Annotated in this window: 13 protein-coding genes, 1 tRNA gene and 1 pseudogene; 8 read left to right on the top strand and 7 right to left on the bottom strand. The window is 50.4% G+C overall.

Annotated features, from left to right (window positions below; all coding sequences use genetic code 11):
• Positions 1–86: 86 nt before the first annotated feature.
• Positions 87–176 (bottom strand) — tRNA-Ser (locus tag DMB82_RS11890).
• A 279-nt stretch (positions 177–455) separates the two neighbouring features.
• Here DMB82_RS11890 and DMB82_RS11885 point away from each other — a divergent pair.
• Both DMB82_RS11885 and DMB82_RS11880 read left to right on the top strand, forming a co-directional pair.
• Entirely contained in the window at positions 456–1,193 is a 738-nt protein-coding gene (locus tag DMB82_RS11885) for a phosphatase (protein ID WP_102117816.1), read from the top strand.
• A gap of 62 nt (positions 1,194–1,255) precedes the next feature.
• Complete coding sequence (locus DMB82_RS11880; protein ID WP_102117817.1) at positions 1,256–1,834, top strand: TorD/DmsD family molecular chaperone; 579 nt, start codon at positions 1,256–1,258, stop codon at positions 1,832–1,834.
• Positions 1,835–1,891: 57 nt separating this feature from the next.
• Here the strand turns inward: DMB82_RS11880 and DMB82_RS11875 are convergent, their stop codons facing one another.
• Together DMB82_RS11875 and mdtH are read right to left on the bottom strand one after the other, a co-directional pair.
• Positions 1,892–2,458 carry a lipoprotein gene (locus tag DMB82_RS11875; RefSeq protein ID WP_039358045.1) on the bottom strand — a complete coding sequence of 189 codons (567 nt, stop codon included), beginning with the start codon at positions 2,456–2,458 and terminating at the stop codon, positions 1,892–1,894.
• 286 nt (positions 2,459–2,744) lie between these two features.
• On the bottom strand, positions 2,745–3,950 hold the full coding sequence (mdtH, locus tag DMB82_RS11870) for a multidrug efflux MFS transporter MdtH (protein ID WP_102117818.1): 1,206 nt from the start codon (positions 3,948–3,950) through the stop codon (positions 2,745–2,747).
• A gap of 315 nt (positions 3,951–4,265) precedes the next feature.
• On the opposite strand from mdtH, the gene rimJ reads away from it, so the two are divergent.
• From rimJ to murJ, 4 genes and pseudogenes are all read left to right on the top strand, one after another.
• A complete protein-coding gene (rimJ, locus tag DMB82_RS11865) occupies positions 4,266–4,850 on the top strand; it encodes a ribosomal protein S5-alanine N-acetyltransferase (protein WP_039480408.1) in 585 nt (194 codons plus the stop codon).
• A 9-nt stretch (positions 4,851–4,859) separates the two neighbouring features.
• Entirely contained in the window at positions 4,860–5,495 is a 636-nt protein-coding gene (locus tag DMB82_RS11860; protein WP_102117819.1) for a YceH family protein, read from the top strand.
• A 28-nt stretch (positions 5,496–5,523) separates the two neighbouring features.
• Positions 5,524–5,730 (top strand): annotated as a pseudogene (locus DMB82_RS11855) (gfo/Idh/MocA family oxidoreductase); the annotation flags it as partial.
• Between the two features lie 240 nt (positions 5,731–5,970).
• The gene (gene murJ, locus DMB82_RS11850) at positions 5,971–7,506 is read left to right on the top strand and encodes a murein biosynthesis integral membrane protein MurJ (RefSeq protein ID WP_102117820.1); all 1,536 of its coding nucleotides are present in this window, start codon (positions 5,971–5,973) and stop codon (positions 7,504–7,506) included.
• A gap of 171 nt (positions 7,507–7,677) precedes the next feature.
• On the opposite strand, the gene argS is transcribed toward murJ, so the two are convergent.
• Positions 7,678–9,408, bottom strand: a complete 1,731-nt coding sequence (gene argS, locus DMB82_RS11845; RefSeq protein ID WP_102117821.1) for an arginine--tRNA ligase — start codon at positions 9,406–9,408, stop codon at positions 7,678–7,680.
• Positions 9,409–10,063: 655 nt separating this feature from the next.
• Between argS and DMB82_RS11840 the strand changes: the two genes are divergently transcribed.
• A complete protein-coding gene (locus tag DMB82_RS11840) occupies positions 10,064–10,612 on the top strand; it encodes a VOC family protein (RefSeq protein WP_102117822.1) in 549 nt (182 codons plus the stop codon).
• Positions 10,613–11,021: 409 nt separating this feature from the next.
• A complete protein-coding gene (gene cutC / locus DMB82_RS11835; RefSeq protein ID WP_116155771.1) occupies positions 11,022–11,780 on the top strand; it encodes a copper homeostasis protein CutC in 759 nt (252 codons plus the stop codon).
• A gap of 156 nt (positions 11,781–11,936) precedes the next feature.
• On the opposite strand, the gene cmoB is transcribed toward cutC, so the two are convergent.
• From cmoB to DMB82_RS11820, 3 genes are all read right to left on the bottom strand, one after another.
• On the bottom strand, positions 11,937–12,923 hold the full coding sequence (cmoB, locus tag DMB82_RS11830; RefSeq protein ID WP_116162341.1) for a tRNA 5-methoxyuridine(34)/uridine 5-oxyacetic acid(34) synthase CmoB: 987 nt from the start codon (positions 12,921–12,923) through the stop codon (positions 11,937–11,939).
• Positions 12,920–13,663, bottom strand: coding sequence for a carboxy-S-adenosyl-L-methionine synthase CmoA (gene cmoA / locus DMB82_RS11825; protein WP_010306764.1), 744 nt, complete (start codon positions 13,661–13,663; stop codon positions 12,920–12,922). The genes cmoB and cmoA overlap by 4 nt, the downstream gene beginning before the upstream one ends.
• Before the next feature lie 168 nt (positions 13,664–13,831).
• Complete coding sequence (locus tag DMB82_RS11820; RefSeq protein WP_011094055.1) at positions 13,832–14,227, bottom strand: MAPEG family protein; 396 nt, start codon at positions 14,225–14,227, stop codon at positions 13,832–13,834.
• Positions 14,228–14,237 lie beyond the last annotated feature (10 nt).

Here is a 14,237-nt window from a genome sequence, read left to right as displayed (position 1 = left end):
AGTCCGCCGGAGCGAACTTTTTATGTATTGTTTTATGCAGGACAAAACCAAATCTTATAGATAACTTATTGATTTTGTTAAATATATGGCGGTGAGGAAGGGATTCGAACCCTTGATACGTTTTCACGTATACACACTTTCCAGGCGTGCTCCTTCAGCCTCTCGGACACCTCACCGTGGCCTCGCTGTATCACATAACAGCGGACGGCGCTAATGTAGGGAAATTGCCGAGCAGCGTCAACAAACTTCTGCATTCAATGCGCGCAATTAGCTAAAGTTAACGCAATTTGTTGCTTTGCTCGCCGTTTTTCGTTCTTGGCCTCGTGCATTCTCCTGCTCTATAACAAACGTTGATGTTTCATTTGTGTTAGTCATGTGTTGTGATTTCGGTCGCTGGCTGCGGAATAGCCCTGAAAATGGTATGCTGACTCGCAAACGTTGACCCAGGAGAACCTATGTATCCCGTCGATTTACATATGCACACCGTTGCCAGCACACATGCTTACAGTACCCTGCATGACTACATCGTCGAAGCACAGCAGAAGAATATCCGCCTGTTTGCTATTACCGATCATGGCCCAGATATGGCGGATGCACCGCATTATTGGCACTTTATGAATATGCGCGTCTGGCCGCGTCTGGTTGATGGTGTTGGTATTCTGCGCGGTATCGAAGCGAATATTAAAAACATTGAGGGCGATATCGACTGCACCGGACCGATGTTGGGTCAAGTGGATGTAATTATCGCGGGCTTTCACGAGCCGGTTTTTCCACCACAGGATAAAGACACGCATACTACGGCGATGATCGCGACCATGTCACGTGGCGACGCGCATATCATTAGCCACCCTGGAAACCCGAAATTTCCCGTCGATATCCGCGCGATTGCGGAAACCGCGGCGAAATACAACGTTGCGCTGGAGCTGAATAACTCTTCTTTCATGCATTCACGCCAAGGCAGTGAGCCAAACTGTCGGGCGATTGCGGAAGCCGTTCGTGACGCGGGTGGGTTACTTTCTTTAGGTTCCGATTCCCATATTGCCTTTTCTCTGGGAGACTTTACCCACTGCGAACGCATTTTGCGGGAAGTGAATTTCCCGCAGGATCGGATATTAAACGTAAGCCCTCGGCGCGTGTTGGATTTCCTCGAACAGCGTGGAATGCCGGCTATCGCTGAACTTGCTGATTTGTGACGCTGTCACTTAAAGCAATCTCACTTCAATGCATTGTCACTTAAAAATAACTAGGATTATGAATGAACGAGTTTTCTATTGTGTGCCGCCTATTGGGCACACTGTTTTATCGCCAGCCGCAGGATCCTTTGCTGACGCCGCTATTCACCCTGATTAAAGAGGGGAAACTGGCGCAGCACTGGCCGTTAGAGCAGGATGCGTTGTTGGCTCGTTTGCAAAAAGGGCTGGATTTGCCTGCAATGGCGGCGGATTATCAGGCGTTGTTCGATAGTGAAAACGGCGCGGTTTCACCGCTGCGTTCATCCTATGAAAGCGATGCTGATGACGCGGAAATTCGTACCTTTTTACAACAGCGCGGCATGCCGTTAAATGACGGTGGTGTGGTTGGTCATTTTGGTAGCTTATTACTTGCCGCGTCATGGCTGGAAGATCAGGCACAAGAAGACGAAACGGCCGCACAGATTACCCTGTTCGATGAGTATCTTTTACCGTGGAGCGATCGTTTTCTCGGGAAGGTGGAAAGCCACGCCACTACCGCATTTTATCGCACACTAGCGATAGTGTGCCGCGAAGCGCTGGAAGCCATGCGGGATGAGCTGGGCGAAAGCGACGAAGACGCTGAATCTGGAGCCGAAGAGTGATACGGTAGACCGACGATGCCGATAGCAAACATTGAGTATGCTATCGGCGAGTCAGCGTTAGTCAGTAAACAGGATAACGATCTGGCCGGGTTTGATTTCGATGCCTTTCGCCATCTTCTTCGCCATCGACTCCGTTGTGCTCTTATCCGCATTCAGCACGTAAGCTGGCTTTTGGTCAAAATAGCTTTTTAGCGATTGATTAAGATACGGACTTAGCGTTTTCATTACCGTCTGCATTTTTTCCGGCTGTACGGTGTAATCAACCAGTTCCATGTCTTTCAGGTAAATCGCGCCCTGCGTTTTATCAAATACCGGCTGTGCTTTCAGCGTCAGCTTCATGTCGGCAGCCTGATTGCCCAACAGAGACGAAATATCGACCTTCGCATTGCCCGTCAGGGTAACTTTCCCCGGCTCTGCCCGACCAATCTGGCTAGATAGTTCGGTCAACACGATATGGGCATCTACCACGCCAGGCACACCCAACTGTTTCTGATAATCGTTGTGTTTTTGCAGGTACTCATTCACTTCTTGCTCACTGAGCGTGTATTGCGTGAGTTTATTACAGCCGCTGAGTGTAAAAGCAAGCAGCACTGCGGCCGTTGCCATCCATCCTGATTTTTTCATTATTCTGACCTCTTGGTGCTATTTACGCGCACAATTCATTACTACGGTAGTCTATTCACATGAACGATCTCTGTATGTGAACAATCGATACGATTCCACAGGGCAGCGTGCGCCTGATGCGCAGGGTAAACAATAGGATAGCACTGAAATGGCAGGTAATACCGCTTCAGAACGAAGCGGCGGAGTAAAACTAAACGGTTAGATTTCGGACTGCTGAGAGTAAGGACAGGGGCGTAAATGCCGATCGTCATAACCGACGAGATCAAACGCGTCGGTAAAATTCAGATTAATGACCACCCAGCATCGCGGGTTCAATGCGGCGTTGATTGAACTGCCAATACAGTGCGGCTAACGTCAGAAACCCGATGGTGCCGAGCATGAACCACGGCAGTTCCGGTTGATTCAGCGCGTGTCCGGTATCGAATAGCCAGCCGCCGCCGCTGTAACCAATTGCGCCACCGAGCGCCAACCCAAGTCGGCTGAACCCCATGTAGCTGCCTCTGGCTCTGGCGTCCGCCAGCGAAGCGCTTAAGGTTTCACGCGCAGGTTCGGCAATAATCGACCCTACATAAAACAGGCTGATAAGCAGCAGCAGTGTTTGCAGTTCCGTTGTCATTCCGATCGGGAACATACTGACGGACATAATGAAAAGCCCTGCCATCAGGCGTTGTTCCAGCCGGAAGCGCTTCTCGCTCCAGCGTGCGATAGGGTACAGCAGCGTTAGCGATAGTCCCGCTTCAATGGCGTACATCCATTTCACCGCAGACGGCGTTCCGGCGAGCTCGTTGACCATAATGGGCAACATCAACAGAACCTGCACGGCCAACATGTAGTAGCCCGTCAGCGTTAACACATACATCAGGAAACGGCGGTCTCGAATGACACGCGTCAGACCTTCCAGTATTGGCGTCTTGACCGTCGAGATGCGATAGGCTGGCAGCAGCCAGGCATTGAGTGCAGCGGCAAGCACAAAGATGACCGCGCCCGCCCAGCAGACGATCTCAAAATCATACTGGAGCAGCCAGCTACCAATGAGGGCACCGATAACGGCGCCAGCACTGTCCTGCATCATTAGCAGAGAATAAAAACGACCGCGTTCCTGCGGACGAATTAACTTGATGACCAGTGCGGTACGCGGCGGATCGAATAGCGTGCCACCCAAACCGGACAACGCACAGGACAGCCAGAGCAGCCAGGGCTCGTCGGCAATCGCCATGAACACAAAACCGGAGGCGCGTAGCAGCATCCCGGTGATAATCATCGGTTTAGCACCAAAACGGTCAGCAATGGCTCCGCCGAAAATACCGAGCCCTTGCTGAATAAACTGGCGCAATCCCAATGCGATACCGACCAATAATGCGGCCCAGCCGAGATCGTCGACAAAACGAATGGAAATAAGGGGGAAGACAACGAAGAATCCCAAAACTACCAGCATATTATCGAGTAATAAAAAATATTTACCCAAGCTCCGAGCTTGCGACATCAGAGGCATGTTTCACCACAACAAAGAAAGGAGGAAAATAACAGACGTGACTATTTTGTACTCTAATTCGACTTTGGTATAGCCTATTGTTGGATAATATTTTTTTATCGATTTAACGTTATCCGAGTAGCATTTCGGCGAGAAAAAATGCCTTTCCTGACTCAACTGCGCAATAACTCGACGACGGGGATTTTACGTCTATGAATTTATGTGGTTATAGTAAGGATTATCGGAAATACCGATATTTTCTGCTTGTGCAGAATAGTCATTTTTTCAGCAGCGATGAATTTTACTTATCGATAACATGGAGAGGCAGGGGGAAAAATGTTTGGCTACCGTTCAACGCCAGCAAGAGTGCAATTGACAACTGACAGGCTGGTGGTGCGTCTGGCCCATGAACGCGATGCATGGCGTCTGGCCGAATACTATTCTGAAAACCGTGATTTTCTTAAGCCGTGGGAACCCGTGAGAGACGCCAGCCATTGCTATCCATCAGGCTGGCAAGCGCGTCTGAGCGTGATTAACGATATGCATAAACAGGGCAGCGCCTATTACTTCCTTTTGTTGGATCAGAATGAAAACGAAGTATACGGCGTGGCGAATTTCAGCAACGTGCTGCGGGGATCCTTTCACGCCTGCTATCTGGGCTATTCACTCGGCCAAAAATGGCAGGGGCAGGGACTGATGTATGAAGCGTTGCAGCCAGCAATACGTTATATGCAACGTCAGCAGCATATGCATCGCATCATGGCTAACTATATGCCGCATAACCAGCGTAGCGGGGGATTACTGACACGTTTGGGGTTTGAGCGTGAAGGCTATGCGAAGAATTATCTGCTCATTGATGGCAAATGGCAGGATCATGTATTAACCGCGCTGACCAACGCCGAGTGGAAGTCTCCGCGTTAAGGAAAAATGATGAAATACCAATTGGATGCTCGTGAAGCCCGCGTGATGGGTTGCATGCTGGAAAAGCAGATCACTACGCCAGATCAATACCCGATGTCGTTAAATGGCATCACCACGGCCTGTAATCAAAAAACCAACCGCGAACCCGTGATGGAACTGAGCGACAGCGAGGTTCAGCAAACGCTGGATTTACTCGTGAAGAAGCATTTCCTGCGCACGCTCAGCGGGTTTGGTAATCGAGTGGTGAAGTATGAACATCGTTTTTGCAATTCTGAATTTGGTGACCTGAAACTCTCGCCTGCCGAAGTGGCACTGGTGACGACGCTGCTGCTGCGCGGCCCACAGACGCCGGGCGAGTTGCGTACGCGTGCGGCCCGATTGTATGAATTTTCAGATGTTGGTGAAGCCGAGTCTACCCTTGAACAGTTGCAACAGCGTGAGGATGGGCCATTTGTCGTCCGGTTGGCGCGTGAAGCAGGGAAACGAGAAAGCCGCTATCAGCATCTTTTCAGCGGCGAGGTCAGTGAGATTGTCGCTCCCGAAGCGGACAGCGAAAGTGATCATTCACCGCTGGCCGAGCGGGTTGAAGCGTTAGAAAAAGAGGTCGCTGAACTCAAACGTCAGCTTGCCGCGCTGTTAGCGTAATGAATCTGTCCCAGGTATAAAATCAGTTATGAAACCTCTGTTTACGTCTGCGGAAAGTGTTCCAGAGAATAGCGGTTTGACCCGACGTCCTCGTATCGGCGTCGTTGGGCTGGGATCCATCGCGCAGAAAGCCTATTTGCCGATTCTCAGTCAGGCTGAACGCTGGGAACTGGTTGGCGCGTTTTCTCCCGATTGGCAAAAGACGCAGCGGATTTGTCAGCACTACCGTTTGTCGGTGCGGTACAGCATTTCATCACAGCCATTGAACAACGGAAACCAGCGGAAACATCTGGTAACCAGGCATTGCTGTCCCAGCGCATGATTGAACAATTGCTGAGAAAAAGCTGAAAAGTTCGACGGTTATGACAATGTGCGGTAGCTATTACACGCGCAATGCGTAGACTAGTCGCACCTCGTAATCAGGATAACCTCAACGGGTTAATAATCGGTCCTGAACCGTTCAGAACATAATCGGATGAATCTACTTAAATCACTGGCTGCCGTCAGTTCCATGACCATGTTATCGCGCGTTTTAGGCTTTGTGCGCGATGCGATCGTCGCCCGTATTTTTGGTGCAGGTATGGCGACGGACGCCTTCTTTGTGGCGTTCAAACTGCCTAACCTGCTCCGGCGAATTTTTGCAGAAGGCGCATTTTCACAGGCTTTTGTGCCGATTCTGGCCGAATATAAAAGCCAGCAGGGCGACGAGGCCACGCGAACCTTCCTTGCCTATGTTTCCGGCATGCTGACGCTGATTCTGGCGTTAGTCACCGTGGCGGGGATGGTCGCCGCACCCTGGGTCATCATGGTGACCGCGCCCGGTTTTGCCGCGACGCCAGAGCGCTTTGAACTCACTTCGGATCTATTAAGAGTCACATTTCCCTACATCTTGCTGATCTCGCTGACCTCGATGGTCGGTTCGGTGTTAAATACCTGGAACCGTTTTTCGGTGCCCGCGTTTGCTCCGACATTACTTAACGTCAGCATGATTGGCTTCTCGCTGTTTGCCGCCCCGTATTTTAACCCACCGGTGATGGCGCTGGCTTGGGCGGTTTTGGTTGGCGGTTTACTGCAACTCGGCTATCAGTTACCGCATCTGAAAAAGATTGGCATGCTGGTATTGCCGCGCTTGAAGTGGCGTGACCCGAGCGTTTGGCGAGTGATGAAACTGATGGGGCCTGCGGTTCTGGGTGTCTCGGTGAGCCAGATTTCGCTCATCATCAACACCATTTTCGCGTCCTTCCTCAGCGAAGGGGCGGTGTCATGGATGTATTACGCCGACCGCCTGATGGAGTTTCCTTCCGGTGTACTGGGCGTGGCGTTAGGGACGATCCTGCTCCCATCGCTGGCGAAGAGTTTTGCCAGTGGCAATCATGACGAATACTCCCGTCTGATGGATTGGGGGCTCCGCCTGTGTTTCCTGTTGGCGCTGCCGAGTGCGGTGGCATTAGGCATTTTGGCTAAGCCCTTAACGGTGTCGCTGTTCCAGTACGGCAAATTTAGCGCCTTTGATGCGCTGATGACCCAGCGGGCGCTGATTGCTTATTCAGTGGGGCTGATGGGACTGATTGTCGTCAAAGTACTCGTGCCCGGTTTTTATTCTCGGCAGGATATCAAGACGCCGGTAAAAATAGCGATAGTCACGCTGATCCTGACGCAAGTGATGAACCTGATCTTTATCGGTCCTCTACAACATGCCGGTCTGGCGTTGTCTATCGGTCTGGCTTCCTGCCTGAATGCCGGACTGCTGTATTGGCAACTGCGTAAGCAGGATATTTTCCAGCCGCTGCCGGGTTGGCGGGGTTTTCTGGTTCGCCTGCTGGCTGCCGTTATTGTGATGTCGCTGGTTTTACTGTGTATGCTGTGGTGGATGCCTGCGTGGGATGACGGCAATATGACGATGCGCATTCTGCGTTTGCTGCTGGTCGTGGTCGCAGGGGCGGGTTCCTATTTTGCCACGCTGGCGCTGCTGGGATTCCGTCCTCGAGATTTCGCCCGCCGTAGCGTGTGACAACGTTATGCCATTGCGGAATAAAAAAACGTAGGGAACGTTTTTCAACCTTGCACAGCAACGCCCCTCGGGGTGACGGACAAAGATGTTCGTCATAAAAAAACGCCATTGGTTTGCCACCAATGGCGTTTTTGCTTTCAATCGATAGATAAGTTTTCAGTCGATGGAGAATTACATCTTCTCGACGGTTTCGATGCCCAGCGTATCCAGACCTTGCTTCAACGTTTTCGCCGTCAGCAGCGCCAGTCTCAGACGGCTTTGACGCACGTCGTCACTTTCGGCATTAAGAATCGGACAGTGCTCGTAGAAACCAGAGAACAGACCCGCCAGATCGTACAGATAGCTACACATCACATGTGGCGTGCCTTCACGGGCGACGGAGGTGATGGTTTCTTCAAATTGCAGCAGACGCGTGGCAAGCGCAAATTCGCGCTCATCGTTCAGCGTAATCTGCTGTGTTAAGCTGTCTTCTTGTATAGCTGCACGCTTGAAAATAGACGCGACGCGGGTATAGGCGTATTGCATGTAAGGCGCGGTATTGCCTTCAAACGCCAGCATGTTGTCCCAATCGAAAACGTAGTCCGTCGTGCGGCTCTTCGACAGGTCGGCGTATTTGATCGCGCCGATAGAAACCACTTTCGCCAGCGCGGTTAACTCATCGCTTTCCATCTGTGGGTTTTTCTCTGCGATGAGCTTCAGGGCGCGATCGTAGGCTTCATCCAACAGCTCAGACAGTTTGATCGTTCCGCCTGCACGCGTTTTGAATGGCTTACCGTCTTTGCCCAGCATCATGCCGAACATGTGGTGTTCGAGGCTGACAGAATCAGGCACATAGCCGGCTTTACGCACGATGGTCCAGGCCTGCATCAAATGTTGATGTTGGCGGGAATCGATATAGTAAAGTACGCGATCGGCGTTCAGGGTTTCATAACGGTATTTGGCGCAGGCGATGTCCGTTGTGGTATAGAGGTAGCCGCCATCCTTTTTCTGGATGATGACACCCATCGGTTCGCCTTCTTTATTTTTATATTCATCAAGGAAAACGACCGTTGCGCCTTCGCTCTCAACCGCAAGACCTTTTGCTTTCAGGTCAGCAACGATGCCCGGCAGCATGCTGTTATACAGGCTTTCACCCATAACATCCTGTTTGGTCAGCGTGACGTTGAGGCGTTCATAGTTGATCTGGTTCTGCGTCATGGTGATATCGACGAGCTTGCGCCACATCTGACGGCAATATTCATCACCACCCTGCAATTTCACCACGTAAGCGCGCGCGCGTTCGGCGAAATCGGCATCTTCATCGTAGTGTTTTTTCGCTTCACGATAGAACGCTTCAAGATCGGACAAATCCATCTCGTTGGCGCTTTCGTTTTGCATTTTTTCAAGGTAGGCGATCAGCATGCCGAACTGCGTACCCCAGTCGCCAACGTGGTTGGCACGAATCACGTTGTGGCCGAGAAACTCCAGCGTACGTGCCGCTGCATCACCAATGATGGTTGAGCGCAGGTGACCGACGTGCATTTCCTTCGCGACGTTAGGGGCAGAGTAGTCAATCACGATCGTTTGAGGTTCAACTGGGGTTAAACCCAGTTTTGGTGCATTCAGGGCGTTCTCAACCTGGCTCGCAACCCACTGCTTATCGAGAAAAATATTAATAAATCCGGGGCCTGCGATTTCTGTTTTTTCCGCAATGCCCTCCAGCGCCAAAAGTTGGACGACTTTTTCGGCCAATTGTCGCGGCGGCATGCCCAGTTTTTTTGCCACGGCCATAACGCCATTGGCCTGATAATCACCAAACTGTGCTTTTGCCGACTGACGAATCTGAGCTTCGCTGTCTGCTGGCGCGCCCGCGGCGGTTAACGCCTGGCTGACTTTTTCGGAGAGAAGAGCCTGAATATTCACCGGTTTACCTTAAATAAAAAATTAAGCCTTGCTTATACCATATTTGCCTTTCCTCGTCAGCAGACGGGGCGAGGCAACGGGATGTTCAGGCGAAAAAATACCCGACATGGCGGGAGTTAAAGAGGGGAACGAGATGAAAAAAGGATAAGGAGAACACGACAAAAAAAAGAAAAAATAGTTTTAGGTAGAATAAAAATAAATCCAATCGCGATCTTAACGTTTTTTCGACCGACTATTTACACCAATTTTATGTGAGTCTCTGGTTTTAAAATGACGAAAAATAGCATATGCCGCAATAGCGATAAGTGCGATGGATATAATGAGTAAAACCATGGTGATATCTCTGCGTTATTATTTGTTTTCTTAATTTATACGTTTTCTTTTCGGCGTTCAATGGGGCGCGTATTATTTAAGATTCCTCCCAGAATAGATTGCAAGAAGTATTGAAGCTTACACTTGGTAAAAAATATTTTCGTTTATTAATCAAACAGTATTATTACCTTTTCTTTGCATTTAATGCGTTTCACGTAATGAAGGTGTAAATAAATGTACATGGAGAAAAATAGAATTTAATTAGGATGCGTCACGGGTGTGATATTCTCACTGTGCAAATGGTGATTGATAATGTGAGATGCCGCGAGGAGTGTTGCCCGATATGTTACCCGATGATTTGATAACGGATTTAGCGCGATTCGAGCAAGCGCTACAGGAATTGGCCGATGTGCTACAGCTGGATTTAGGCGCATTTCATGCTGACCATATTTCGTTGCGTTGCCATCAGAATACGACGGCTGAATCATGGAAAGCGGTGCTGCTAAAGGCTGGCCGCCTGCTGTCTGAAAACCAGATCAATGGCCGCACAATCTGCTTGTTTATTCTGGAGAATGCACTCACGGTCGGCCCCTGGCAGATTACCTGTATCGAGCTACCGTGGCCGGGGAAAAAGCATTATCCGCATGAAGGATGGGAGCATGTGGAACTTGTGCTGCCCGGGGAAGCAGAAACGCTGCACCAGCGTGCGCTAGCCTGCTTGTCTGATGATGCGCTGCGTACGCCGAGCATCAAGCTTAAATTCAGTTCTCCGCAAGGCGAAAAAGAGCGAATTTCTAATCCTACGCTGGCGGTAACCAACGGGAAAGTGACAATAAAATTTCATCCATGTGATATACGCGATGTTGTCGCAAGCGAAATGTCGACGCTATAAAAATAACGTATGGCTCGTACGTAGCGTAATCAGAAAGATAACACTGGCTGGAAGATAAAACGGAGTGTCACGTTATTCATGCCGTTTTCTTTTACTGTATACCCTAAATAATTCGAGTTTCAGGAAGGCGGCAAGCGAGGGAATCCCGATGAGCTTACTCAGGTAAGTGATTCGGGTGAGTGAACGCAGCCAACGCACCTGCAATTTGAAGTATGACGGGTATAGAACAGATTAATAAAACTGTGGTTTATGTCATGTTTATTTCGGCACTGTATCGCGTTCATTGTGACTCCTGTCTCCTCACGATATGAATGCGAATGCCATAGTTATTACTTTAATCGACGTGATAATTCGTCGATTTTTCGATAATTAAGAAAAGTGGTCTGGGAGTTTACATGGAGGAGCAGCGATGACGAAACTGGAAGTATGCTGTTATAGCGTTGATTGTGCGATAACAGCAGCGCAGTCTGGGGCTGACAGGATTGAGCTCTGTGCAGGACAGCGAGAAGGCGGGTTAACGCCATCCTATGGTGTGCTGCGTGGTGCGCGCGAAAAAGTCGCGATTCCTGTTCACCCGATTGTGCGTCCGCGAGGGGGCGATTTTTGCTACAGCGCGATGGAATTTGCTGCTATCAAATACGACATTGAGCAGATTCGTGAGATGGGGTTTCCCGGCGTTGTTGTCGGCGCACTCAATCAGGAAGGGCATATTGATTTGCCCAAAATGCGCGAAATCATGGCGGTGGCTCAAGGGATGGCGGTGACTTTTCATCGCGCATTCGATATGTGCCTGAACCCATACATTGCACTGGAACAGCTTACTGAACTTGGCGTATCGCGCATATTGACTTCTGGGCAGCAGCAGACGGCGGAAAATGGGTTGCGGTTATTACGTGAACTAACACAGGCCAGTCGCGGTCCAATTATTATGGCGGGTTCCGGCGTGCGCTTGACTAACGTACACAAATTTCAGCAGGCTGGCATCCGAGAACTACACAGCTCGGCAGGCCAGTGGACACCTTCTCCGATGCGCTATCGCAAAATTGGCGTATCGATGTGTTCTGAGACGGAATTAGATGAATTTAGCCAGTATTGCGTGGATGGTGATGTGGTGGAAGCCATGAAGCGGGCTGTCAGCCCAGATCGTGAAATTCAGTACGTATCCTGATGTAAGGCATTTCACGATGTAGGCTAGATAAACAGCGTTGTTATATAACACCACATCGGCACTTTTCAATTTTGCCGCGCCGCATACCATCTGGTGTGCATGGCAAGTACCAAGCCCCAGCGTGTTGCTGGGGTTTTTTTTGTCTAGCGCAGTAATTTAGGGCTGGTAGATACCGGGTTTACGTGCAACCAATACGGCACGTACTGGTGCGGGGTAACCTTCCACCGTTTTCGTCGGATCGTCAGGATCGAGGAATTCAGCCAGTGATTCCGTGATCATCCAGTCTGTCCGGCGCTGTTCCTGCGTTGTCGTGGTGCAGATATCGACGACGCGGACATCAACAAAGCCGCATTTCTCAAGCCATGTTGTCAAGGCTGCGGCGGAAGGGATGAAATACACATTGCGCATTTGCGCGTAGCGTTCTCCCGGTACCAGCACCTGATTTTCATCGCCGTCAATGACCAGCGTTTCCAGCACCAGTTCGCCACCCGCCACCAACTGATTCTTCAATTGCCACAGGTGATCGAGTGGGGAACGGCGGTGGTACAGCACGCCCATAGAAAACACGGTGTCAAACGCAGCAAGTTCGGGGAGTTGCTCAATACCGAGCGGCAGAACGTGCGCACGCTGATCGTCGCCGAGTAGCTTACGCACAGCTTCAAACTGGCATAAGAACAACTGCATAGGATCGATGCCAACTGCCATCGTGGCGCCTTCGCCGACCATCCGCCACAGGTGATAGCCGCTGCCGCAGCCTACATCCAGAATCAGGCGATTCTTCAGTGGGCTGATATGCGGCAGAACGCGCTGCCATTTCCAGTCAGAACGCCATTCCGTGTTGATATCCACGCCGTAAAGCGAAAAAGGGCCTTTACGCCAGGGCATCAGGTTACGTAGCAGCTTTTCAATGCCTTCACGCTGGCCGACGGAAATATCGGGTTCCATACGTGCCGTGACGCTGTCGTTCAAATCCAGGGACGTTGGCGTTAACGACGGGAGGTGTTCCAGCGAGTTAAACCAGAGTTTGAACTTACCGTGCAACGATTCTTGCTGCCAACTACTGAGCTGTGAAGGCAGCGTGTTAAGCCAGTGGCTGAGCGGGCCTTTTGCGATTTGTTGATAAAAATTGCCGAAATCGATCACGCCTTTTCCTCTGCTTTCACGGCTAATAACGAACCAAAATTAAAACACTGAAACCAAATTTCGCTGTGCTCAAAACCGGCATCTGCCAGTCGAGCTTTATGGGTTTCTACTGAATCGGTCAGCATGACGTTTTCCAGCATGCTGCGCTTCTGACTGATTTCTAACTCGCTGTAGCCATTTGCCCGTTTGAAATCGAGATGCATGTTGAACAGCAATTCACCGACGTCTTTGTCCGCAAAATTGAATTTCTCTGAGAGCACGAGCACGCCGCCGGGATTCAATCCCTGATAAATACGCTTGATGAGCACCTGACGCTGGGAAGGTTCCAGAAACTGAAGGGTAAAGTTCAGCACCACCATAGATGCATTTTCGATATCAATATTCAGGATATCGGCTTCTATAATCTCAACGGGGGTATCGGAACGGAAAGCGTCAATGTGGCTGCGGCAGCGCTTCACCATTGCCGGAGAATTGTCTACCGCGATAATTTTGCAATCTGGGACATGAATATTACGTCGCATAGACAACGTGGCGGCGCCCAGCGAGCATCCTAGATCGTAAACGTGGCTATCCGGGCGGACGAAGCGTTCTGCCAGCATGCCAATCATCGAGATGATGTTGGAATAGCCGGGCACGGAACGTTGGATCATATCGGGGAAGACGTCGGCAACGCGTTCGTCGAATGTCCAGTCGCCTAAATTGGCAATTGGCACAGAGAAAAGCATATCGCGGTTTGGCATGGCGGAAAGTGCACTGAGAGTAATAAAGAGGCGCGCATTCTAGCAGAATACACCGTGGTCTTCACCTTTCACATGGTGTAGACGTAGGGTGTGGACACGGTTTTTGATTCCCGGACGCATAATGTCTGTGCGCCCGAGAGAGGCGGTGATAGTTTTTGTCTCACGCCATCAGTACAGCGTGAAAACCAGATCCCAGGGAAGATAATAGAGGTTTGCTGCAATCATCAGAATGAGTGAGGCGTAGGTTGCCGACATACCGGAACGTCGCCAGCGGAATTCGCGATGCCGAAGTCCATAATAGTGCGCTAGACGCCCAGTAATCAATAAAATACCGCAGAAGTGGATCATGATGATAAGGGCGCCGTTCATTTCCATCAGCACCAGCAGAATCGCCGCAATCGGAATGTATTCCACCGCATTGCCATGTACCCGGATCGCCGTTTGCAATTCATAAAACCCGCCGTCTCCATACGCCACGCGATACTGCATTCTGAGTTTCACAACATCAATAGACAGCTTTATCAACAAGATTGCGCCAAGCACGATATAGAGCGCACTTACCATGTTTTACTCC

The sequence above is a fragment of the Pectobacterium aquaticum genome (assembly GCF_003382565.3).
GTDB lineage: Bacteria > Pseudomonadota > Gammaproteobacteria > Enterobacterales > Enterobacteriaceae > Pectobacterium > Pectobacterium aquaticum.
This window is presented reverse-complemented; position numbering and strand designations above follow the sequence as displayed.

What these genes read in the sequence shown, in the direction of transcription:
- cutC (WP_116155771.1), top strand. Translation starts at nt 11,022, where the DNA reads ATGACGAAACTGGAAGTATGCTGTTATAGCGTTGATTGTGCGATAACA.
- DMB82_RS11860 (WP_102117819.1), top strand. Translation starts at nt 4,860, where the DNA reads ATGAAATACCAATTGGATGCTCGTGAAGCCCGCGTGATGGGTTGCATG.
- DMB82_RS11875 (WP_039358045.1), bottom strand. Translation starts at nt 2,458, where the DNA reads ATGAAAAAATCAGGATGGATGGCAACGGCCGCAGTGCTGCTTGCTTTT.
- cmoA (WP_010306764.1), bottom strand. Translation starts at nt 13,663, where the DNA reads ATGCCAAACCGCGATATGCTTTTCTCTGTGCCAATTGCCAATTTAGGC.
- DMB82_RS11820 (WP_011094055.1), bottom strand. Translation starts at nt 14,227, where the DNA reads ATGGTAAGTGCGCTCTATATCGTGCTTGGCGCAATCTTGTTGATAAAG.
- DMB82_RS11885 (WP_102117816.1), top strand. Translation starts at nt 456, where the DNA reads ATGTATCCCGTCGATTTACATATGCACACCGTTGCCAGCACACATGCT.
- DMB82_RS11840 (WP_102117822.1), top strand. Translation starts at nt 10,064, where the DNA reads ATGTTACCCGATGATTTGATAACGGATTTAGCGCGATTCGAGCAAGCG.
- mdtH (WP_102117818.1), bottom strand. Translation starts at nt 3,950, where the DNA reads ATGCCTCTGATGTCGCAAGCTCGGAGCTTGGGTAAATATTTTTTATTA.
- DMB82_RS11880 (WP_102117817.1), top strand. Translation starts at nt 1,256, where the DNA reads ATGAACGAGTTTTCTATTGTGTGCCGCCTATTGGGCACACTGTTTTAT.
- murJ (WP_102117820.1), top strand. Translation starts at nt 5,971, where the DNA reads ATGAATCTACTTAAATCACTGGCTGCCGTCAGTTCCATGACCATGTTA.
- rimJ (WP_039480408.1), top strand. Translation starts at nt 4,266, where the DNA reads ATGTTTGGCTACCGTTCAACGCCAGCAAGAGTGCAATTGACAACTGAC.